The sequence below is a fragment of the Halochromatium roseum genome, from assembly GCF_016653315.1.
Classification (GTDB): Bacteria; Pseudomonadota; Gammaproteobacteria; order Chromatiales; family Chromatiaceae; genus Lamprobacter; species Lamprobacter roseus.
The window spans coordinates 16,353-35,877 of sequence record NZ_NHSH01000053.1 but is presented as its reverse complement, the minus strand read 5'-3'; the positions used below and the strand labels follow the sequence as shown (position 1 = coordinate 35,877).

24 protein-coding genes are annotated in these 19,525 nt (G+C 61.4%); 10 read left to right on the top strand and 14 right to left on the bottom strand.

The annotated features are described in order from the left end of the window. Positions 1 to 66 precede the first annotated feature (66 nt). From serB to hslO, 8 genes are all read right to left on the bottom strand, one after another. Positions 67 to 1,473, bottom strand: a complete 1,407-nt coding sequence (gene serB, locus CCR96_RS24545; RefSeq protein ID WP_242518884.1) for a phosphoserine phosphatase SerB — start codon at positions 1,471 to 1,473, stop codon at positions 67 to 69. Between the two features lie 248 nt (positions 1,474 to 1,721). Next, entirely contained in the window at positions 1,722 to 2,333 is a 612-nt protein-coding gene (locus CCR96_RS10410) for a hydrogenase maturation protease (protein ID WP_201220068.1), read from the bottom strand. Next, positions 2,330 to 3,763 carry a Ni/Fe hydrogenase subunit alpha gene (locus CCR96_RS10405; protein ID WP_201220067.1) on the bottom strand — a complete coding sequence of 478 codons (1,434 nt, stop codon included), beginning with the start codon at positions 3,761 to 3,763 and terminating at the stop codon, positions 2,330 to 2,332. Before CCR96_RS10405 ends, CCR96_RS10410 begins: the two co-directional genes overlap by 4 nt. Positions 3,764 to 3,841: 78 nt before the next feature. Then, positions 3,842 to 4,471, bottom strand: a complete 630-nt coding sequence (locus CCR96_RS10400) for an NADH-quinone oxidoreductase subunit B family protein (RefSeq protein WP_201220066.1) — start codon at positions 4,469 to 4,471, stop codon at positions 3,842 to 3,844. After that, the gene (hoxU, locus tag CCR96_RS10395; protein WP_201220065.1) at positions 4,468 to 5,199 is read right to left on the bottom strand and encodes a bidirectional hydrogenase complex protein HoxU; all 732 of its coding nucleotides are present in this window, start codon (positions 5,197 to 5,199) and stop codon (positions 4,468 to 4,470) included. The genes CCR96_RS10400 and hoxU overlap by 4 nt, the downstream gene beginning before the upstream one ends. 281 nt (positions 5,200 to 5,480) lie before the next feature. Further along, positions 5,481 to 6,245, bottom strand: coding sequence for a DnaA regulatory inactivator Hda (gene hda, locus CCR96_RS10390; protein ID WP_201220064.1), 765 nt, complete (start codon positions 6,243 to 6,245; stop codon positions 5,481 to 5,483). A 9-nt stretch (positions 6,246 to 6,254) separates the two neighbouring features. After that, positions 6,255 to 6,845, bottom strand: coding sequence for an NAD(P)H:quinone oxidoreductase (gene wrbA / locus CCR96_RS10385; RefSeq protein WP_201220063.1), 591 nt, complete (start codon positions 6,843 to 6,845; stop codon positions 6,255 to 6,257). Between the two features lie 166 nt (positions 6,846 to 7,011). Continuing rightward, positions 7,012 to 7,917: an Hsp33 family molecular chaperone HslO gene (gene hslO, locus CCR96_RS10380; protein ID WP_201220112.1), complete on the bottom strand. Its 906-nt coding sequence runs from the start codon at positions 7,915 to 7,917 to the stop codon at positions 7,012 to 7,014. A gap of 825 nt (positions 7,918 to 8,742) precedes the next feature. Between hslO and lexA the strand changes: the two genes are divergently transcribed. Beyond that, positions 8,743 to 9,210 (top strand): transcriptional repressor LexA, encoded by a 468-nt coding sequence (gene lexA, locus CCR96_RS10375; RefSeq protein ID WP_201220062.1) that lies wholly within the window; start codon positions 8,743 to 8,745, stop codon positions 9,208 to 9,210. A gap of 89 nt (positions 9,211 to 9,299) precedes the next feature. Here the strand turns inward: lexA and CCR96_RS10370 are convergent, their stop codons facing one another. Continuing rightward, entirely contained in the window at positions 9,300 to 10,280 is a 981-nt protein-coding gene (locus tag CCR96_RS10370; RefSeq protein WP_201220061.1) for an alpha/beta hydrolase, read from the bottom strand. 49 nt (positions 10,281 to 10,329) lie between these two features. After that, positions 10,330 to 10,641, bottom strand: coding sequence for an MTH1187 family thiamine-binding protein (locus CCR96_RS10365; RefSeq protein WP_201220060.1), 312 nt, complete (start codon positions 10,639 to 10,641; stop codon positions 10,330 to 10,332). A 63-nt stretch (positions 10,642 to 10,704) separates the two neighbouring features. Here CCR96_RS10365 and CCR96_RS10360 point away from each other — a divergent pair, with 63 nt between their 5' ends. Further along, complete coding sequence (locus CCR96_RS10360; RefSeq protein ID WP_201220059.1) at positions 10,705 to 11,181, top strand: hypothetical protein; 477 nt, start codon at positions 10,705 to 10,707, stop codon at positions 11,179 to 11,181. An 89-nt stretch (positions 11,182 to 11,270) separates the two neighbouring features. Further along, a complete protein-coding gene (locus CCR96_RS10355) occupies positions 11,271 to 11,537 on the top strand; it encodes a DUF6489 family protein (protein ID WP_201220058.1) in 267 nt (88 codons plus the stop codon). Positions 11,538 to 11,597: 60 nt separating this feature from the next. On the opposite strand, the gene CCR96_RS10350 is transcribed toward CCR96_RS10355, so the two are convergent. The 4 genes from CCR96_RS10350 to CCR96_RS10335 all read right to left on the bottom strand — a co-directional run bounded on the left by CCR96_RS10350 (position 11,598) and on the right by CCR96_RS10335 (position 13,892). Then, positions 11,598 to 11,936, bottom strand: a complete 339-nt coding sequence (locus CCR96_RS10350; protein ID WP_201220057.1) for a TusE/DsrC/DsvC family sulfur relay protein — start codon at positions 11,934 to 11,936, stop codon at positions 11,598 to 11,600. A gap of 184 nt (positions 11,937 to 12,120) precedes the next feature. Next, complete coding sequence (cas6, locus tag CCR96_RS10345; protein WP_201220056.1) at positions 12,121 to 12,813, bottom strand: type I-MYXAN CRISPR-associated protein Cas6/Cmx6; 693 nt, start codon at positions 12,811 to 12,813, stop codon at positions 12,121 to 12,123. Positions 12,814 to 12,822: 9 nt separating this feature from the next. After that, positions 12,823 to 13,542, bottom strand: coding sequence for a hypothetical protein (locus CCR96_RS10340; RefSeq protein WP_201220055.1), 720 nt, complete (start codon positions 13,540 to 13,542; stop codon positions 12,823 to 12,825). A 158-nt stretch (positions 13,543 to 13,700) separates the two neighbouring features. Further along, positions 13,701 to 13,892, bottom strand: a complete 192-nt coding sequence (locus tag CCR96_RS10335; protein ID WP_201220054.1) for a sulfur relay protein DsrC — start codon at positions 13,890 to 13,892, stop codon at positions 13,701 to 13,703. A 591-nt stretch (positions 13,893 to 14,483) separates the two neighbouring features. Here CCR96_RS10335 and dsrA point away from each other — a divergent pair. The 7 genes from dsrA (at position 14,484) to CCR96_RS10300 (ending at position 19,460) form a co-directional block, all read left to right on the top strand. Then, positions 14,484 to 15,740 carry a dissimilatory-type sulfite reductase subunit alpha gene (gene dsrA, locus CCR96_RS10330; protein ID WP_201220053.1) on the top strand — a complete coding sequence of 419 codons (1,257 nt, stop codon included), beginning with the start codon at positions 14,484 to 14,486 and terminating at the stop codon, positions 15,738 to 15,740. Positions 15,741 to 15,862: 122 nt separating this feature from the next. Then, on the top strand, positions 15,863 to 16,936 hold the full coding sequence (dsrB, locus tag CCR96_RS10325; protein WP_201220052.1) for a dissimilatory-type sulfite reductase subunit beta: 1,074 nt from the start codon (positions 15,863 to 15,865) through the stop codon (positions 16,934 to 16,936). Positions 16,937 to 16,988: 52 nt separating this feature from the next. Next, on the top strand, positions 16,989 to 17,381 hold the full coding sequence (tusD, locus tag CCR96_RS10320) for a sulfurtransferase complex subunit TusD (protein WP_201220051.1): 393 nt from the start codon (positions 16,989 to 16,991) through the stop codon (positions 17,379 to 17,381). A gap of 50 nt (positions 17,382 to 17,431) precedes the next feature. Beyond that, positions 17,432 to 17,842 carry a sulfurtransferase complex subunit TusC gene (tusC, locus tag CCR96_RS10315; protein ID WP_201220050.1) on the top strand — a complete coding sequence of 137 codons (411 nt, stop codon included), beginning with the start codon at positions 17,432 to 17,434 and terminating at the stop codon, positions 17,840 to 17,842. A 26-nt stretch (positions 17,843 to 17,868) separates the two neighbouring features. Further along, the gene (gene tusB, locus CCR96_RS10310; protein ID WP_201220049.1) at positions 17,869 to 18,177 is read left to right on the top strand and encodes a sulfurtransferase complex subunit TusB; all 309 of its coding nucleotides are present in this window, start codon (positions 17,869 to 17,871) and stop codon (positions 18,175 to 18,177) included. Positions 18,178 to 18,210: 33 nt separating this feature from the next. Continuing rightward, the gene (locus CCR96_RS10305) at positions 18,211 to 18,543 is read left to right on the top strand and encodes a TusE/DsrC/DsvC family sulfur relay protein (protein ID WP_201220048.1); all 333 of its coding nucleotides are present in this window, start codon (positions 18,211 to 18,213) and stop codon (positions 18,541 to 18,543) included. A gap of 185 nt (positions 18,544 to 18,728) precedes the next feature. Beyond that, positions 18,729 to 19,460 (top strand): respiratory nitrate reductase subunit gamma, encoded by a 732-nt coding sequence (locus CCR96_RS10300; protein WP_201220047.1) that lies wholly within the window; start codon positions 18,729 to 18,731, stop codon positions 19,458 to 19,460. The last annotated feature ends 65 nt before the right edge of the window (positions 19,461 to 19,525 follow it).

Sequence of the window (19,525 nt, the reverse complement as noted above, 5' to 3'; positions counted from 1 at the left end):
CGCCGCGCCATTAGCGTTAGGGCAAGGCTCTCTAGAGATCAGCCCTGAGGCTGGCGAGCCGTTCTTTTACCCCCTTCCCAAGGCCTCCAAGTCCCGATCGCGCATGCCGATCAGATAGAGGATGCCGTCCAGCCCGACGGTGGCGATGGAATGACGCGCCTGCTCCTTGACCAGCGGCTTGGCGTGGAAGGCGATGCCGAGCCCGGCAATCGAGAGCATCGGCAGGTCGTTGGCGCCATCGCCGACGGCGATGACCTGTTCCAGCCGGATGCCTTCGCGGGCGGCGATCTCGCGCAGCAACTCGGCCTTGCGCTGGCCATCGACGATGCGGCCGGTGACGCGGCCGGTGAGTCGGCCATGCTCGAATTCGAGCTGATTGGCGTGGACATCGTCGATGCCGAGCCGGCGTTGCAGATGTTCGGCGAAGTAGGTGAAGCCGCCGGAGAGGATCGCGACCCGGTAGCCGAGCTGCTTCAGCGCGCCGATCAGTCGTTCGGCGCCGTCGGTGATCGGCAGCCGTTCGGCGATCTCGCTCAGTACCGACTCGTCGAGCCCTTCGAGTAGGGCCATGCGACGGCGGAAGCTCTCGCTGAAGTCGAGTTCGCCCTGCATGGCGCGCTCGGTGATCTCGGCGACCTGGGGGCCGACGCCGGCGGCAGCGGCCAACTCATCGATCACCTCGGTCTGGATCAGGGTCGAGTCCATGTCGAAGCAGACTAAGCGCCGGTTGCGGCGGAAGATGTCGTCTTCCTGGATGGCGATGTCCACATCGAGTTGGCTGCCAAGCTCAAGGAAGCTGGCGTGCAGCGCGTCAACATCGGCGACCGGGCCTTTGAGCCAGAGCTGCACGCAGGCCGGGCGCTGGGGTCTGTTGGCATTGACGCTGGCGTTGCTACTGCCGCTCGCGCTGCCACTCGCGCTGGTGCTGATCTCTGCGCTGGTGCTCGCGTTGGCATTGATGCTGCTGCTCGCGTTAGCGCTGCCGCTGTCGTTGGTTCTTGCAGTTGCGCTGACAGCGACGCCAATGTCGGTACTAAGGTCGACAGCACCAGTAGTCCGGCGCGTGATCCGACCAGAGACCCTAGAGATCTGCTCAATGTTGAGCTGGTTTTGCGTGACGACAGCGGCGACCTGTGCGATCTGCGCGGCGCTGATCTCGCGCCCAAGAAGCGTCAGGATGTGGCGCGCCTGGCCCTGTTCAGCGACCCAGTCCTCGTAGGCATCGGCGGCGACCGGGGTGAAGCGCACATCGAGTCCGAGCTCATGGGCACTGAACAACAGCTCCTTGAACACCGGGCAGCCGGCCGGCTCTTCCGGTAGCTCTACCAGGAGGCCGAGGGCCAGTGTGTTATGGATCACCGACTGGCCGATGTCGAGTACGGTCACGTCGTAGCGCGCCAGCACCTGCGTCAGGGCCTTGGTGATGCCCGGCTTATCACTCCCAGAGATGTCGATTTGAACGATTTCGCGCATGAGCGTTGCTGTCTCCCGGTCTCGGCATGGGTCTCCTGTCATCCGAGCGCATCTTAAGTATCGCGAAAGGTCGAGCGCTGTTGGTTAGGCTCAAACCTTGCAGGTCTGGATCATGCCAGATAGAGCAGAGCTGACGCGAAGCCGCAAAGAAACTGTCGATCAACTTCTGCCCGATCTGAGGGCCATGGTTGAGTGATGATCGGGAAGTAGAACATGAACAGCCACTAAGTGACTGAGTCGGGTTGCAACTAAGTCGCGTCGATCAGCGACATGACTTCGGCGATCATCGGCTCTAACGCCTGCTGCGCGGTTTCGCTCAGGGCATAGCAGGCATAACCCCACTCGGCCCCGCCGCCGGAGACCAGCCAGGCCTCGGGGGCGCGCTGATAGAGCGCCTCGCACCAGGCCAGCAACTCGCGCGGGTCATGGAAGTGCGCCATGGTCGAGAGGGCGGTTCGGTCTGGCGATAGGCGCCGGCGTCTGACCTGCCCAGGCGAGGTGTCGATCGCGGCGTCGACGAAGATGACGCGCTCGGTGCGTGCCAGGTCGTCGACAAGCTCGGCGGTCAGGATGTGGCGCGCCTGGATCTCGACCGCTCCGGTGGGCGTCTCGGTCTGAGCCCGCGGCTGCGCGCATAGCTGTGGCTGGTTGGCAAAGCGCTCCTGGAGTCGATCGGCAACCAATGGCCCAAGCGCGTCATCGCCGCGGATCGGGCTGCCATAGCCGATCACCAGCGCCCGCAGCAGTCGTGCTTTGGTCTGCTGCTCCTGGTCTTCCTGCAGCTCCTGCTGCTGCCCCTCCTGCCGCTGCCCCTCTTGCTGCTCTTGGGCGCTTTCGACAGTCGCTTGACCAATGTTCATGCGTCGCGCACTAGCCGGTCGATCACAGCCCCAGAGGCATCCTTGAGTTCGATGCTCAGCGGCATCTGGCCAAAGGCGTGCGAGGCACAGGATAGGCAGGGATCGTAGCAGCGGATCACCGCCTCGACCCGATTCAGCATGCCTTCGCTGAGCTTATTGCCATCGACATAGGCATCGGCGACCTGCTTGATGCTCTGGTTCATGGCCAGGTTGTTGTGGCCAGTGGCGATGATCAGATCGACCCAGTTGATCAGGCCGGCCTCGTCGATCTTGTAGTGATGCATCAGGATGCCGCGCGGCGCCTCGGAGACGCCGATGCCCTCGTCGCGGTTGCCGCGCGCATGGGCGCGAACCCGGGTGTCGAGGATGCTCGGGTCCTTGAGCAGCCGCTGCATCATCTCGATGGCGAAGATGATCTCGACCAGGCGCGCGTAATGGTAGTGGAAGCTGGAGCGCACCGGGCTCGAGTCTTCCTGCAGCATGTGGAACTCGGCCAGGGCGACATCGGCGAACGGCGTGCCGCAGCTCTCGGCATTGTTGAGCCGGGCGAGTGGGCCAACCCGATAGATGCCGTTCGGGTAGCCCATCGGCTTGTAGTAGGGGAACTTCATGTAGCTGAAGTCCTCGACCGCTTCGCCGATGATGCGCGGGTAGTCGGACGGCGGCACCCTGTCTTCAACAATCCGGCCTTGCGCGTCCTTGATGCGGATGAGGCCGTCGTAGTGTTCGAGCTGACCCTTGTTCGAGACCAGCGACAGGAACAGGGTCGGCATGGTGCCGAAGTGCTCGGCCTCGTCCTTGAACTTGGGCACCATGGTCTTGAACAGGCCATAGGTGTCCTTGGCGATGGTCAGCGCTTCGGGCAACATCTTCAGCATGGCTTCGCGCTTGTCGCTGTCGAGCGGTTCGCTGACGCCACCCGGCACGACCCAGGTTGGATGGATCTTCTTGCCGCCGAGGATCTCGATGATGGTCTGGCCGATCTGGCGCAGCTTGATGCCCTGCTTGGCCAGCTCGGGGTCTTTGGCCATGACGCCGAAGATGTTGCGTTTGACGGGGTCGGAGTCCCAGCCGAGCAGCAGATCCGGTGATGACAGGTGGAAGAATGAGAGCGCGTGCGACTGCAGCAGCTGCGCTAGGTTCATGATCCGTCGTAGCTTCTCGGCCGTCGGCGGGATGGTCACTGCGAGCAGGTCGTCGCAGGCCTTGTTGGAGGCGAGCAGATGGCTGACTGGGCAGATGCCGCAGGTGCGCGCGGTGAGCGCCGGCATCTCGCGGTAGGGCCGGCCCTCGCAGAACTTCTCGAAGCCGCGGAACTGGGTCAGATGGAACTTGGCGTCTTCGACCTCGCCGCTGTCGGCGAGCTGCAGCGAGATGCGGGCGTGGCCCTCGATGCGGGTGACCGGGTCGATGCTGATGGTTCGGCTCATGGTCGCTTAGTCCAGGGCGTCAGGCGTTGTTGGGGGGTGTCAGGGTCTGGGCTCGGATGTAAGGCGCTTGGCCTGAGCTCAAGCGCCGAATCGGGTCATGCGCAGCGGCTCCGGCACGCGACCTTCGAGCAGCTCGCTCAGCACGTAATGGATGGTGTCGGCCTGCGGCGGGCAGCCAGGGATGAAGACGTCGACATCGACCACAGCATGCACCGGCAAGACGGTCTGTAGCAGGGCTGGAACGCCTTGGGTTGGAATCTGCGGACGGGTGTTCACGTTCTCGAGATAGGCGCGCTCATAGACGTTGTCGAGCTTGAACGCATTGCGCATTGCCGGGACGTTGCCGTTCACCGCGCAGTCGCCAAGGCTGACCAGGAGCTTGCAGCGCTCGCGGAACAGCTTTGCCTTGTGCAGGTCTTCTTCGTTGCTGATCGAGCCTTCGATGATGCCGACGTCGACCTGCTCGGGCAGCTCCTTGCTGTCGACCAGAGGGCTGTAGACGATATCGATCTTCTGCGCCAGGTCGACCAGACGCTCGTCCATGTCGAGGAACGACATGTGGCACCCAGAACAGCCGTCGAGCCAGATGGTTGCGACGGTGACCTTGCTCCCGCTGCTGTTGCTGGCTACGCCGAGTGGTGCTTGGGTGTCGGGGGTTGGATGGCCAGCCTGTGAGCTGGCTGCTGTGGCTTCGGGCTGAGCGCTCATCGTGCGGATCTCCGTCGAGCAAGAATCGGCAGAAAGTGCTGATCTTTGACCATTTCACCGACGGAAGTGCCCTGTTTGACCAGGGCGCCGGTCGGACAGACCTGCACGCACTTGCCGCAGCTGGTGCAGGTGTCACTGTCGCCCCATGGCTTGGCGAGATCGGTGATCACCTGGCAGTCGCTGCCACGGCCCATCACATCCCAGGTGTGGGCGCCCTCGATCTCGTCGCAGACGCGCACGCAGCGGGTACAGAGCACGCAGCGGTTGTGGTCGAGGCGAAACATCTCATGGGTGCTGTCGACCGCGTAGCCGTGATTGCGGTAAGGCATGCGCACATGGTCAACGCCGCAGCTGTTGGCGAGCCATTGCAGCTCGCAATGGCCATTGGAGACGCAGACCGAGCAGACATGATTGCGCTCGGCGAACAGCAGCTCGACCAGGGTGCGTCGATAGCGCTGCAGCTTCTCGGAGTTGGTGGTGATCTCCATGCCCTCGGTGACGCGCGTCGCGCAGGCGGCGAGTAGGCGGTTTTGACCGGCCACCTCGACCATACAGAGGCGGCAGGCGCCGACCACGGAGAGTCCCTCCATCCAGCACAGGCTGGGGATCGGGATCTTGTTCTCGCGGCAGACTTCGATGATGGTCTCGTCTTCGCGCGCGGATAGATCTTGACCGTCGATCCGGAGCGTGACGACGCGGACACTTGGTTGCGTGGCGATGATTGGCATCGGTCTTCCCGTATCAGGCGAGGAGATTAAGTGCTGCGTTAGGCCCAAGGCCTGACGATACACGACCGCTGCGACGGACGCATGTCTGAGCGTGGCTTCTTAAGCCATGCACTGAGCGGTGTTTCCATGTAACAAGCGCCTCATCGCCAGCGCCTCATCGCCAGCGCCTCATCGCCAGCGCCTCATCGCCAGCGCCTCATTGCCCTGAGTGGTGATGCGCCATGGTTGTGAATGTGAATCTCAAGTGATTCCTGTTTCAGGGTGCTGCCGCGCCATCAGCCTTAGGCGCGACGATCGGGCGCGTTTGGGGTTTGATCAGCACTGGAGTCGCTGCCTGTGTGCTCGAGTCGCTCGAGCAGTCGGCCAATCGATCGGATCGAGGGTTGTCGCTGCTCGGCCAACGCGGTGCGGTCGATCTCGTCGAGCAGGGCGGAGAGTGCGCCTGGATCGCGTGGGCAGCGGCTGAGGATGTAGCTGATCATCGCGTCGCCAAAGCGCAGGCCGCGCTGCTCGGCGCCAATGCGCAACAGTTCGGCGCGGCCGGCGTCGCTGAGTGGCCGCAGGTTATAGCTGGGGCCGGCGGCGAGGCGCGAAGCGAGATCGGGCAGCCGAATGCCGAGCCGGCCCGCGGGTTGGCGTGCAGCCGCGAGCAGACGTCGGCCGGCATCGCGCACCCGGTTGTAGAGATTGAACAGCGCTTGTTCCCAGACGGTATTGCCGACGATCGCCTGCAGGGCGTCGAGCAGAATGGCGTCGCGTTGCTCGAGGTCATCGAGTACGGCCGGTGTTAGGCGGGGCGTATCCAAGGGCAGGTAGACCACGCCGAGTCCACGTTGACGGACCTCGCCGGCGGCGCAAACCAGCAGCTGCGATTTCCCGCTCGCGGCGCCGCCATGCAGGTAGATATAAGGCTCGCCGCTGCCATCGGCCCATTGCCGAACCGCGGCCAAGGCAGCGCCATTGCCGTGCGCGATGAAGCCATCAAGGCCGCGTGGCTCGGGCTGGCGCAGTGCGAGCGGGAGCTGCGGTGGATACCGCTCTTGCACCGCGATATCTCAGCGGTGCAGGGCCGCGGCTGTGGTGGCGAGGCGGCGACCGAGCGCCTGGCAGAGATCGCGCTCGATCTCGTTCAGCGGTTGATCGTTATTGATGCCGGCGACATGCGAGGGGCCGTATGGGGTGCCCCCGGCTTGGGTATGAATCAGCCCGGTCTCGCTGTAAGGCAGCCCCATCAGCAGCATGCCGTGATGTAGCAAGGGCAGCATCATTGACAGCAGTGTGGTTTCTTGACCGCCATGGAGGCTAGAGGTTGAGGTGAAGACGCCGGCGGGCTTACCGCTGAGGGCGCCGGAAAGCCAGACCGATGAGGTTCCGTCGAGAAAGTATTTCAGCGCGGCGGCCATATTGCCAAAACGCGTTGGGCTTCCAAGCGCAAGCGCGCTGCAGTTGCGCAGGTCGTCGAGTTCGGCATAGGGCGCGCCAGACTCAGGGATCGAGTCCGCGGTTGCCTCACACACCGTGGAGACCGGCGCAACGGTGCGCAACCGCGCCTCTAGCCCAGCCTCCTCGGAGCCGCGCGCGATTTGTCGAGCCATCTCGGCGGTTGCTCCGTAGCGGCTGTAGTAGAGGACGAGCAGATAGGGCATGGATGGATTCTCGGGCTTGCAGTCAATAAACGGAGGTATGGCCGCGAAAACGGCACACCGGGCAGGATACCATGGGGCCATCCTGTTGCCGTTTTCGCGACGGTTCGCTAGTCAGCGTGTCAGCGCCGCTCAGGGGCTCTATCGCCGTGCGCTCGGGCCGTCGCCTTTAATGTTGCGCCGGCGGTGCGGTTGCGTTGACCACGCCGGTAAAGAGGCTTCTGGCATCGACGGCATCGAAACGATAACCGCGATTACAAAATTCGCAGGTGACCTCGATGAGTCCTTGCTGGGCGATGATATCGTCGATCTCGTCGCGCCCGAGGGCGCGCAGGTTATCGGCGACCCGTGTGCGCGAGCATCCGCAGCGGAAGGCCACAGGCTCTGGCTCGAACAGGCGCAGGCTCTCTTCGTGGAATAGGCGTCGCAGCAGATCAGGAGTGGATTGTTGGAGCAGTTCACGCGGCTGAACGGTATCAGCGAGGATAACAGCGCGGTTCCAGTCGTCTTCATCGTCAGTTGGGCCTGGCAGGCGCTGCAACATCAGGCCGGCCGCGCGCTTGTCGCTGACCGCGAGCCAGAAGCGGGATGGCAGTTGTTCTGAAGAGGCAAAGTAGCTCTCAAGGGCGGCGCCGATACCGGCGCCCTCAAGCGGCACGATGCCCTGGTAGCGGTCGCGATGCTTGGCGTTGATGGTCAAGACCAGCTGCCCTTTCCCAAATAGCGCCTGCAGATCTCCACCTTCGATCTCTCCTTCGATTCCTCCTTCGATCCCTCCTTCGATCTCACCTTCCCAGCGTGCGAGTCCACGCACTGTTGCTTCATGTGTGGCCTGGGCGACCAGGGTGCGAATCGGGCCTTCCCCCTGAGCCTGCAAGATCAGCGAGCCTTCAAGCTTCAGCGTTGCGGTGAGCAGTAACACGGAGACCAAGGCCTCGCCGAGCGGCTGCTTGACGGCCCCTGGATAGTTGTGACGCTCGAGTACTGCTTGCCAGGCTGCATCCAGTCGGACGAGCTCGCCGCGCACGCGCGAATGTTCGAATACGAAGCGGTGCAAGGAATCGGTTTCGGGCAGCATGCTGGCTCCACCATCGGTTGAACGCAGGCCTGGCTCGCATCAGCAGGCGGGCGTCGATCAGTTCGGTTGATATCCATTATGGGTGTTCAGACGCTCAGCTGATACATCCGGGGCTGTCTCGACCTTTGGTTATCGCCTGGAGCGCCTGTTCAGGGCCATGTCGAGCGATCTGGCTCGGTTAAGAAGTTGTAAAAAAGTGACCACAGGGTGCTTTCTGTTGTGTTTTTTCTACAGCTGTCGGCGGCCCAGGGTTTTTCATTGTTACCGGCTGTAACAATCGGCGTTTATTAGCAAAAAATTGTGACAATCACTGAAATATGAGGTGTTTTTGCTTGCTTAATATTTAAGCAGATACTAATGTTTAGTCAACATTTGTTGTATGGAGGGTACAGATATGTTGCCTCTCTCGATTGGTATCGCGATTGCTGTCGGGTTCGCTGCGTTGGCCGGCTTTACCTACGGGTTTGATGAACTCCTCAGCGGTAGCTGGCTACTTTTGGTGATCTGGGGGCTGATTGCCGGACCCGCTCTGATGTTCGTTGCGGGTAGTAGGGATCGCAACGGCTCGTGGCGAGATAGGCCTAAAGCCTGAGTCATCTGGTTGCCCGAAAAATGGACGGCGGCTGAGCGCAGCCTAGCGCCTGCGATCTATGGCATGCGCTCAATTTCGCCCCTCGCCCTCGCCACCTGCCGCTCGCCAGTGCATTGTGACCTGGCGAGCTTGTTGCATCAGCGCGCGGTCGCGCTCGGCCGTGTTACCGTTATCGCTCAGGATAACCACAGGGAAACCTTCCGCTCAGTCTGGCTGCTATCCTGAGTCCTATGACTGCTTTCCAATGGCTGATCCAGTACCGTCGCGCTACCCGGCTCGACGCCGCTCCAGAGTTGATCGATCCGCACAGCGAGCCGATGACCGCGCTGCCGCTGATGGGGCGCGTCAGCGCCGGACAGCCGCTGGAGGCCATCGAAGACCCGGATTGGGTCCAAGTGCCCGAGCGTCTGGCTCAGCTTGCCGATTTCGCACTGCGTGTCAGTGGCGACTCGATGACCGAGGATCAGATCGAGGACGGCGATCTAATCCTGATCAAGCCACAGGCCAGCGCCGCGAATGGCGATGTGGTGGTCGCGCTGATCGATGGCGACGCCGCGACCGTCAAGCGCTTTTATGACGAGGCCGGCGGGGTCCGCCTCCAGCCTGCTAACGCGGAGATGGTACCGCTGCGGTTCGCAGCGGAAGCGGTGCAATTGATCGGTGTGGTTACCGCCGTGCTGCGGCAGAACGCGGATTAGATTCAGGCGCGCACGCCTCGCGCTTTGTCGTAAAAGGCCCGGTGATCATGCCCAAGCGCGGGGATCTCGTTGAAGCGCGGCTCTCGGCGCTAGAGGCTGTCGGCGACCCAATTGAGAATCGTCTGTACCACCGGCTCGGTCATCGCGGGGCTTAGGATATCACCGGCGATGACATGGTTGTTAGGATGCACTCCCTCCTGCGGCAGTTCCTGCAGAGCGAGCGTCACTGGACCACCCCACCGGAGCAGGATCTTACGTGTGGCTGCGGCCGAGACCACCTGATCGGCGTCCGAGAAGAGTACGAGGACCGGCAGGTCAAGCGCTGCTACATTTCGCGCGCGGGTTTCGCGCATCAGGGTGCCGAGGCTGATCAATGCATCCGAGCCATAGCGCGTGGTCCAATAACGGGCATGTTGATCGCTGCTCGGCTCGAATCCACTTTCGGGCCCGACCAGATAGGGCAGGTAGTGGCGCGCGAAGCCGAGTTCCATCAGCACGCCCGCTGGGTTTGCTACCTGGAAGCTGGGCGAGATCAGTACCAGGCCCGCGACATCCTTTGCCATCTCGGGCTCGGTCGCCGCATAGGTGGCCAGCGTACCGCCGGCAGAGGTGCCAATGATCAACACCCGCTCTCCGGCTTTTCGTGCAAGCGCGATGAAGAGTGCCGCATCATCCACCCAATCTCCCGCTTGCGCTGCCGCTAGCGCGTCGCCATCGCGGCCATGGCCAGTCAGGCGGGCGAAGATGAGGTTGGCGCCGAGCGCCTCGGCGACCCGGTCTGGCACCGGGCGGATTTCCTCGGAGCTGGCGGAAAACCCATGTAGGTACAGAATCGAAAGCGGCGTTTGCACCTCAGGCTGGCCAGCCCAGATTACCCGCGCCTCGGCGCCAGGTGTGATGTCGTCAAATGCCGCTTCGCGTGCAGCGAGTATCTCTGCGACAGCGCGCCCGTCGATCGCAACCGCGCTGCCCCGGACGATTTGGTCGCGTGGGCCCAAGACCAAGGCTAAGACCAGCGCCGCCGCGACAAGCGTCACCAGCCCAACTATCAGCACGAAAAGGCGTTTCATAAGCGAGTCAGGGCCTGAGGTTGGCCAGCGTACGCAAGGCGAGCGATCGCTAAGAGCGCAAGCCTAGCCGCGCCTCAACGCTGGCCGTCTTTTGCGCTAGGCGTCCCGTTGGCCCTTCGCGAATATCCAGCTTGACCGTTGCATAGACACGCTTGCAGCCGGCAGCGGCGAGCAGAGCCTGTGCTTGCTCGATCAGGCGCAAGGCGTCTGCGAGCGCATCGGTCTCGAACAGAGTGCCCATCGCCGTTAGCTGGTAGCTGTGGCCGCTGTCTGCGATCAGGTCGACCACCGAGGCGACGAAAGGACTCAGGTGCTCGGCCTCGCCGACGGGGAAGATGCTGAAGTCTACGAGTACAGACATCGATGTACCTCTGGCGTTAAGCTAGCTTCTGGTTGGGTCTATCTTTGCCGCGCTGGGCGATCGATGACAAGCATTCAAACAACAGACTTTGATGTCGGCGCCGATCCTGACTGGGATAGCCCGCTCAACTTCAAACTCACCCCTGAGTTGATCGTGCATGCGCTGATGGAGACGGCCTCCGCGGTGCATACCGGCTGGGAGAGCTGTGTCGACGAGGATGCCATCCTGTCGCAGATCGCGGCGATGAATGATGTCGGCGACAAGAGTATCCGTCTGGTCGAGCAGGAGATGCTCGATGAGCAAGATCAGACGGCGTCTTGGCATGATTGGACGCTTGAGGTTCGGGTTGGCGCAGTGTTAACGGTCGGCCACTGGCAGGTGCGTTCGACGGCGTCGCCGCTCGACTGGGAGTGGACAGCGGCGGCGGCTGAAAGCGCCTTTGAGCGTGCTTGTGTTCTACTTGGCCGTCGGGTTCGTCGCGGTTTGGTGGTCGAGGAGCCGATGCGGCCTGAGCTACCGCCGCGCTCGAGTCGACATTGAGCGCGGGGTCATCATCCGGACGAGCACTGAGGCCAGGGCGGCACCTTGGCTTGCTCGGTTGCCGAAATCGCTGCAGGAGAATACATCTCATGAAATTCCATATCGACGTTGAAATGACGCCCGCCGAGGTTCGCAAGTTAATGGGATTGCCAGACCTCGAGATGTTGCAGCAGCGGATGCTCGACGATATTCAGGCTCGCATCGAGCAGGGTGTGGAGGGCTATGACCCGATGGAGATGATGCAGCCTTATCTGAAGACCAGTCTCGCCGGCATGGATATGATGCAGCGGCTGTTTGCTGCCGGAATGGGGGCTGCTGGAGCCAAGAAACAGGCGTCGGGCTCCGCTGGCGACTGAGTGCTAACGCGGCCGACCTCACTGGTGGTTGGCCGCGGTGACCGGGCGTGCCGCAGCTACTCAGTAGCCGCCTTTGCGGTGAACCTCGGGCAGGCCTGCAATCTTGGTGCCTTGCTTGGTCGGTGCCAGCGGGAATAGCATATAGACCTCCTTGCTGCTGGGCTTGCTGCCCCATTTCTTGCCCATGTCTTTGAGCAATACCCGTTCCATGGGTTGGTTTTGATTGTTGTTCAGATATTCGTCGCGCAGGTAGTTGAGGATGTCCCAGTGACGCTCGGTCAACTCAATACCCTCGATCTCGGCTAGGGCCTTGGCAACGTCTTCGTTCCAGTCGAGCGGGTTGGTCAGGAACCCGGAATCGGTGGTTTCGATACTGTTGCCGTTTACTTCAATCGCCATTGCGAATGCTCCTCTCGTCGTTGAGTGCCGCCGTTTGGTTGGCAGGCGGTCTAGGGTTAACGCGTGTCGGCGGGCGGCCGGAGAGGTGATCCGGCGCGCGCAGCTGAAAACCCACGAATATTAGTCAATTGTTGTAGAGACGTCACCTCTGTGCTTGCGGCGGTCGCGCTTGCGGCGGCTCTGGTCAGCTCGCGGTCTGGGCGACGGCGTCAATCCCTTTGTGCGGCAGGAAGATGCCGCAGCCCATGGTCTGGTGATCGCCGATGCCCTGCTGTTGGAGCGCGATGGCGTCGTCGAGGCTGAGATCGGCGAGCATCAGACTGCGCGTTAGCACAGGGCCGGCGGGGGTGCTCAGCGACAGGGTCTTGCCGCAGAGGGCCTTGCGGATCTTGATGCCTCGCTGCTGGAGTTCGCCAGCGACCCGACGCAGGAACTGGTCTTCGTCCTCATCGGTGTGGGCGACCACATAACGCGCAAACAGGGTCTTTTCCGCACTGAGTGGGCGTTCCTTGGCCGGGCCAAGGGTGAAGCTCGAACCCTTGATCTCGAGGGTTCGCCCCTCGAGTGCGGTCTTGAGTTCATCGAGCCGAACGCGCGGGATGCGGATGCTAAGCTTGGTCCGGCGTGATGGCAGCAACTGTTGCTCGCTATTGTGCGCGGGTCGCTCCCAACCGTTTTGTGAGCCGGCCACATGGATCGTGTGGATCGCCGTGCGCGGTTCCTCGGCGAGCCAGGGTACCGCGTCGATCAGGGCGTTTGCGAGTGCATGCGCATGGTCAACTGGCAGAGATTTGCATTTCTGCAGCGCGAACATGACGTCGACGACGTCGTTGGGGACTTGCGGATGGGTCTCCGGATCGGATTCTTGCCAAAACATGGGTTGGTCTCAGTTGACGGGAAGCTTGCCCTGCAGGGAGTCGCGATCAAACCACCATTCGTCTTGCACCAGAACGTCTACTACATTGCGCAGCCGGACCAGGAACTTCTCCGGCTCGCGGAGTTCCAGTCGATCACGCCAGAGGTCGAATGCCTGTTGCGAATCGACGCCGCTGTGACGGCGTGCGACCTTGGCTAAGATCTGGGTCGCAAAGAAGGTGAGATTGTCGCGTTGCACACCGTCCGCGCGCACATCGGCTAGGAAGAGGGCGGTTGTGGCCGCCACGGCAGCGCCGTCGGCATCATCGGGGGTTTCATCAACGACATGCGACAACAATTCGATCGACAGCTCGATGTCCATTGGATAGGTGACGGCCAGCCAGATCCCCTGGCCCAGGGCGCTTAGAGAATGTTCCTGTTCGGCGCGGAAGAGCACGTCGCAGCAATCCGCGGCTGATTCGAATTCTTCGGCCTCGATAAAGGCATCGAAGGCGTCGCGGCCTAAAGGCCAGGCCTCTTCGCCGCGACCGAGTCCGACCAGCGTGCGCGCCTGCTGCAACTGGAGTTCCGCCAACTGCTGGCGGTTGGCGCCGATGCGTTGCAGCGTCGCGTACTGCTCCTCGAGCGCCAATAGATGCGATTCTAGGGCGGCCTCTTCAGCGGCTTGGTTGGTGATGGAGTCGGCGGCGGTATCCTGCAAATGGGTCTGCGTGATGTCGAAATGCTTCATGACAACTGCTCTTGTCGCCGCGTGCGGCGCTGTCCTCGTTAAATGTGTGGCTCTCTCCGTGATGACTGCTCGGCCGGCCGCGAGCACAGTATCCAGGCATTCTCGTGTGCGCCGCGCTCAAGGGGCGCCTATGGCCAGCGGGATGCTTCGGAGCTGAGCTAGCGCAGCAGGCCGCTAAACGCCGCCTCAAGCCGGTCTTCCCAGTCGTCGGGGGTGTCGGAGAATGGTGGCTTGACATCGATTCGAAAGAATCGCTCGCCCTGGCGGGCCACCTCCTGGATCGCCGGAAGCAGTTCCTCAAAGCTCTCAATCTCCTTGTTGGAGACGAGAATGTCGCTGAGCATGAGCATGTGGGTTAAGCCTCTCTGACTAAAGTGCGCCGATGACCCGCGGTCGCCGCGCATCTGGCCGAGCGTGGTCGCCGAGGTGGTCTTTCTCGTTCCGAGCAGGTAAAGCCAAGATCGGGCAAAAACAACTCAGGTCTTTCGCCAGCTGAGGGAAGAATGCGTGTTGTGGAGAGACAAGTTGCCTGTTGCAACCAGTGCGCGTCGCGCCATGGGGCAGCGTCCTCAGCACGGGATCGGCCAGCGACATCGGCTGATTGGCGGCTGCTGCTCGGGCCGTGCTGAGTCGGCGTCAAGCCCTGAATAAGCTATTGGAATATTAGGATATGTTGACACAGGGCGGCTTGGCGCTTATGCTCTCCGCCCCATAAGGCTGGCTGCGATGGCGCTCTAGGTTGCTGATCGCAAAAGAGAAAAAGTATGGCTGTCAACTATCCCCAAGGGGATATGCCGGGGTAGGGTGCCCCTCCCTAAGGTGCGGTTCCCAGTTTGGCCTGCCACCCCGTATAGTGCAGCTCCGTGGCACACGGCGCCGCGAAAGAATCTGAATTCGTTCTGTGTCTTACCACGACGTTTCTCGATAGGAGAGATAGCGACATGGCCCTCGACAAGCACCAAACTCCGATGCTCGACCAACTTGAAGACGGCCCATGGCCGAGCTTCATCTCGGGCATCAAGCGTCTCCGCGACGAGCATACCGACGGACGCATCAATGCGCTCACCAACGACCTGCTCGGCCAGCTCGAGCACTCCTACGAGACTCGCAAGGGCTACTGGAAGGGCGGCACCGTCTCGGTATATGGCTACGGCGGCGGTATCATCCCGCGTTTTTCCGAGGTCGGTAAGGCGTTCCCGAAGTCTCGCGAGTTCCACACGCTCCGCGTCCAGCCGCCCGCGGGTAACCACTACAGCACCGCCATGCTGCGTCAGCTGGCTGACAGCTGGGAGAAGCATGGCTCGGGCCTGGTGACCTTCCATGGTCAGACCGGCAACATCATGTTCATCGGTGCCGATACCGAGTCGACGCAGCATTTCTTCGACGAGATCAACGAGTACGGTTGGGATCTCGGCGGCGCTGGCCCCTGTGTACGTACCGCCATGTCCTGCGTCGGCGCTGCACGGTGCGAGATGTCTTGCACTAACGAGCTGAAGGCCCATCGCGCGCTGGTCAACAACTTCGTTGACGATGTTCACCGCCCGGCATTGCCTTACAAGTTCAAGTTCAAGGTCTCTGGCTGCGCTAACGACTGCCAGAACGCCATCGAGCGCTCGGACTTCGCCGTGCTTGGCACCTGGCGTGATGACATGAAGGTCGACCAAGACGAGGTCAAGGCCTATGTCAAGGCCAAGGGTCGCCAGTACATCATCGATAACGTCATCACCCGGTGTCCGACCCAGGCGCTGTCGCTGAACGACGACGATACCCTGGCGGTCAACAACCGCGACTGCGTGCGCTGCATGCACTGCCTAAACGTGATGCCGAAGGCGCTGCACCCCGGCGACGACAAGGGTGTGACCATCCTCATCGGCGGCAAGCGCACGCTGAAGATCGGTGACCTGATGGGCACCGTGATCGTGCCCTTCCGCAAGCTCGACACCCAGGAAGACTACGACGAGATGGTCGAGATGGCTGAGAACATCATCGACTTCTGGGCCGAAAACGGTCTTGAGCACGAGCGCTGCGGTGAGATGATCGAGCGCATCGGCCTGGCCAACTTCCTCGACGGCATCGGTATCGAGCCTGATCCGAACATGCTCAGCCATCCGCGTCAGAGTTCCTACGTCCGCATGGATGGCTGGGACGAGGCTGCGGAGCAATGGTTCGAGCGTCAGGCCGAGAAGGCCGCAGGCTAAACGCTGCCTTTATAGGATCAGCCGCGAACGTTGGTGTGCAGCCCAGTGGCATGTGCGCCAACGTTCAGTGTACCGAATTTGATCAGCACCTAACTGTTTACTGATTTACTGGAGAGTTGCCGATGGCCAAAGACATGCGCGAGCCCATCGAGTCTGGCTGCCCCGACCCTTGGCAGTACATGCACCCGACGATGCGGAAGAACTTCGGTCAGTGGAAGTATCACGAGCATCCCCGGCCTGGCGTTCTACGTCACGTTGCTTACAGCGGCGACGAGATCTGGACCGTACGCGCTGGCACTCAGCGTATCCTCGACGTCTTCACACTGCGCAAGTTGTGCGAGATCGGTGACGACCTTGCCGACGGCTACGTGCATTTCACCCTGCGCTCCAACATCGAGTACATGGTGACCGAAGAAGCGCGCGTTGCCCCGCTGATCCAGGCGCTAGAAGACGCGGGCTTCATCGTCGGCGGCACTCAGAATACCGTCGCCATGATCTCGCACACCCAGGGCTGGCTGCACTGCGACATCCCGGGCACCGACGCCTCTGGCGTGGTCAAGTCGATGATGGACGAACTCATCGACGATTTCCGCAACGCGACCATGCCAAACCGCGTGCACATCACCACCAGCTGCTGCCAAATCAACTGCGGCGGTCAGGGCGATATCGCGATCAACGTGCAGCACACCAAGCCGCCGAAGATCAACCACGATCTGGTCGCCAACGTCTGCGAACGTCCGTCGGTCGTCGCCCGCTGCCCGGTTGCCGCCATCCGTCCGGCGATGGTTAACGGCAAGCCGTCGCTCGAAGTCGATGAACGTAAGTGCATCTGCTGCGGCGCCTGCTATCCGCCGTGCCCGCCGATGCAGATCAATGACGCCGAGCACTCCAAGCTGGCAATCTGGGTGGGTGGTAACCACTCCAATGCGCGCGGCAAGCCGACCTTCCAGAAGCTGGTCGCCGCTGGCATCCCCAACAACCCGCCACGCTGGCCCGAGGCAACCGCAATCGTTAAGCGCATCCTCAAGGCCTATAAGGAAGGCGCCCGCGATTGGGAGCGTGTCAATGAGTGGATCGAGCGTATCGGTTGGCCGCGCTTCTTTGAAGAGGTCGAGCTGCCGTTCACCAAGTACCACATCGACACCTGGCGCGGCTCACGTGCCAGCTTCAACGCCTCTTCCTATATCCGCTTCTGATCAGCGGCTCTGATTAGCAGCGGAAACCGGAGCCCACACCAGCGAGGTCGCAATGAAGTTCGCAATCCAGGTCAATGAAGGACCCTACCAGCACCAGGCTGCCGATTCGGCGTATTTCTTCGCCAAGGCAGCCCTTGAGAAGGGGCACGAGATCTTTCGTGTCTTCTTCTACCACGACGGCGTCAACAACGCGACGCGGCTGACTACGCCGCCTCAGGATGACCGTAACGTCGTCGAGCGCTGGGCCGAGCTTGCCGAACAGCATGACCTCGATATGGTCGTTTGCGTCGCCGCCGCGCAGCGGCGCGGCATGGTCGACGAGGGTGAGGCGAAGCGCAACGGCAAGGATGCCACCAACATCCACCCCCGGTTTCGTATCTCCGGCCTTGGCCAGTTGGTCGAAGCGGCGATCCAGGCCGATCGGCTGGTCGTCTTTGGCGACTGATCGCCGGTCTGAGACCAGAACCAAGGCATCCGAAACAAGGGGAACGCATCATGTCTGAAACCATTAAGAATTTTCTGTATCTGAACCGCAGGGCACCCTACGGCACCATCTATGCCTGGGAGTCGCTCGAGGTCGTGCTGATCGGCGCTGCCTTCGACCAAGATGTCAGTCTTGCCTTCGTCGATGATGGCGTATTCCAGCTCACGAAGGGGCAGGACACTGCGGGAGTCGGGATGAAGAACTTCTCGCCGACCTATGCCGCACTCGGTGACTACGAGGTCAAGAAGATCTACATCGAGAAGGAATCGCTCGAGGAACGTGGGCTGTCACTGGACGACCTCCAGCACTTGACCTGGGAAGACGAGGACGACGATTACGCCGAGAAGGATTCGATTCATCTCGTCACGCGTGCCGAGATGGCGGCTATCATGGACGGCGCTGACGTCGTCTTCAGCTTCTAAGATCGAGCGAATACCTGAGGAACACGATGAGCACACTGCACACCGTCAACAAGTCGCCGTTCGAGAAGACGTCGCTGGCTGCCTGCCTCGATCATTTGAGTGCTGGCGCTGCTGTCTTGCTGCTCGAAGACGGCGTTTACGCCGCGCTGACGCAGACCAGCGCTGAAGGGCAAGTCAAGGCTGCGCTCGACTCAGTCAAGGTTTACGCTTTAGGACCTGACCTTCAGGCTCGCGGCTTGTCTGAGGAGCGCGTCATTCCTGGAATCAGCGTCGTAGACTATGCCGGCTTCGTGGATCTTGCCGCGGAGCACGACAAGGTCCAGGCCTGGTTGTAATTTTTCCCTTTTCCACTGTTTAGGAGAGTATCGATGCCAATCGAAGTAGATGGTAAGACGTTCGAGACCGACGAAGAAGGCTACCTGTCGAATATCAACGACTGGGTGCCTGGCGTCGCCACGGTGATGTCGAAGGAAGATGATCTCGAACTCACCGACGAGCATTGGGACATCATCAACTACCTGCGCGAATACTACGAGGAGTATCAGATTGCTCCTGCCGTGCGCGTGCTGACCAAGGCCGTTGGTAAGAAATTTGGCAAGGACAAGGGTAACAGCAAGTACCTCTATGGCCTGTTCCCCTATGGTCCAGCCAAGCAGGCGTGCCGTTACGCGGGTCTGCCGAAACCGACCGGCTGCGTCTAAATAACGCTGCTCGACTTGGCCGGGCGGTTTCGCCGGCCAGTCACTCGGGCTGTTTGAAGTCCGGGCAAGCTGTCGGCAGCCTCCCGAGGCTGTCGACACGGATAACACGCTCGAGATCGTGCGCCTGCTGGGCTGCTCGATCAGGGCAGACGCCATTGAGCCAACGCCACTGAGGTAGCGGAAACATGTCGTTTCTGTCGGATGTTTACGCCGGTCTGTTTTACTTCGCGGCCTTTGTGCTGGTCGCTGGGTTGGCCAATAAGGTCATCCAATATGCGCGCACACCCGCTCCGCTGAAGATCCCGACCACCCCAGCGCCGACCACCAAAACCGGGGTTGCGCTGCGCATGACGCGCGAAGTGGTGTTCTTCGAGAGCCTGTTTCGCGGGAGCAAGTGGACCTGGATCTTCGGCTGGATGTTTCATTTCGGCCTCTTCCTAGTCACCTTGCGCCATCTTCGCTATTTCCTTGATCCGGTACCGCTGCCGATTGAGATGATCCAGCCCTTTGGCATCTATGGCGGTATTGCGATGGTGATTGGTCTGGCTGGGCTTTGGGCTCGCCGCTTCCTGGTCGATCGGGTTCGCTACATCACCGCGCTTTCCGATCACCTGATCCTGGCACTGCTGATCACCATCGGTCTCTCCGGGCTCATGATGCGTTTTGTGCTGCATACCGACATCATGCGTGTGAAGCAGTTCTTTCAAGGTCTGTACTCGGGTCAGGTCTTCACCTTGCCGGCCGATCCGGTGCTGTTATTACATCTGCTGCTCGTAGCGCTGCTGATGATCATCTTCCCGTATAGCAAGCTGTTGCATGCGCCCGGCCTCTTTTTCAGCCCATCGCGAAATCAGGTCGACAACCCTCGCGAGCAGCGGCATATCGCGCCCTGGGCCGAGCGCCTGGAACAGGACTGAGTAGCTCAGGCTCTGTCGCTCTGGCTCTATGAGCACTGCGACCCTGGCTGGCGACGTTTCGAAAC

Excerpts from the sequence above, each read along its gene's own strand:
- wrbA (WP_201220063.1), bottom strand. The coding sequence starts at position 6,845 with ATGCCCTATCTGCTCGTCCTCTACTACAGCCGCTACGGAGCAACCGCC.
- cas6 (WP_201220056.1), bottom strand. The coding sequence starts at position 12,813 with ATGTTTTGGCAAGAATCCGATCCGGAGACCCATCCGCAAGTCCCCAAC.
- CCR96_RS10335 (WP_201220054.1), bottom strand. The coding sequence starts at position 13,892 with ATGCTCATGCTCAGCGACATTCTCGTCTCCAACAAGGAGATTGAGAGC.
- tusB (WP_201220049.1), top strand. The coding sequence starts at position 17,869 with ATGAGCACACTGCACACCGTCAACAAGTCGCCGTTCGAGAAGACGTCG.
- CCR96_RS10300 (WP_201220047.1), top strand. The coding sequence starts at position 18,729 with ATGTCGTTTCTGTCGGATGTTTACGCCGGTCTGTTTTACTTCGCGGCC.
- CCR96_RS10405 (WP_201220067.1), bottom strand. The coding sequence starts at position 3,763 with ATGAGCCGAACCATCAGCATCGACCCGGTCACCCGCATCGAGGGCCAC.
- CCR96_RS10360 (WP_201220059.1), top strand. The coding sequence starts at position 10,705 with ATGACAAGCATTCAAACAACAGACTTTGATGTCGGCGCCGATCCTGAC.
- tusD (WP_201220051.1), top strand. The coding sequence starts at position 16,989 with ATGAAGTTCGCAATCCAGGTCAATGAAGGACCCTACCAGCACCAGGCT.
- lexA (WP_201220062.1), top strand. The coding sequence starts at position 8,743 with ATGACTGCTTTCCAATGGCTGATCCAGTACCGTCGCGCTACCCGGCTC.
- dsrB (WP_201220052.1), top strand. The coding sequence starts at position 15,863 with ATGGCCAAAGACATGCGCGAGCCCATCGAGTCTGGCTGCCCCGACCCT.
- CCR96_RS10340 (WP_201220055.1), bottom strand. The coding sequence starts at position 13,542 with ATGAAGCATTTCGACATCACGCAGACCCATTTGCAGGATACCGCCGCC.
- tusC (WP_201220050.1), top strand. The coding sequence starts at position 17,432 with ATGTCTGAAACCATTAAGAATTTTCTGTATCTGAACCGCAGGGCACCC.
- CCR96_RS10400 (WP_201220066.1), bottom strand. The coding sequence starts at position 4,471 with ATGAGCGCTCAGCCCGAAGCCACAGCAGCCAGCTCACAGGCTGGCCAT.
- CCR96_RS10365 (WP_201220060.1), bottom strand. The coding sequence starts at position 10,641 with ATGTCTGTACTCGTAGACTTCAGCATCTTCCCCGTCGGCGAGGCCGAG.
- CCR96_RS10305 (WP_201220048.1), top strand. The coding sequence starts at position 18,211 with ATGCCAATCGAAGTAGATGGTAAGACGTTCGAGACCGACGAAGAAGGC.
- CCR96_RS10370 (WP_201220061.1), bottom strand. The coding sequence starts at position 10,280 with ATGAAACGCCTTTTCGTGCTGATAGTTGGGCTGGTGACGCTTGTCGCG.
- dsrA (WP_201220053.1), top strand. The coding sequence starts at position 14,484 with ATGGCCCTCGACAAGCACCAAACTCCGATGCTCGACCAACTTGAAGAC.
- CCR96_RS10355 (WP_201220058.1), top strand. The coding sequence starts at position 11,271 with ATGAAATTCCATATCGACGTTGAAATGACGCCCGCCGAGGTTCGCAAG.
- CCR96_RS10350 (WP_201220057.1), bottom strand. The coding sequence starts at position 11,936 with ATGGCGATTGAAGTAAACGGCAACAGTATCGAAACCACCGATTCCGGG.
- serB (WP_242518884.1), bottom strand. The coding sequence starts at position 1,473 with ATGCGCGAAATCGTTCAAATCGACATCTCTGGGAGTGATAAGCCGGGC.
- hoxU (WP_201220065.1), bottom strand. The coding sequence starts at position 5,199 with ATGCCAATCATCGCCACGCAACCAAGTGTCCGCGTCGTCACGCTCCGG.
- CCR96_RS10410 (WP_201220068.1), bottom strand. The coding sequence starts at position 2,333 with ATGAACATTGGTCAAGCGACTGTCGAAAGCGCCCAAGAGCAGCAAGAG.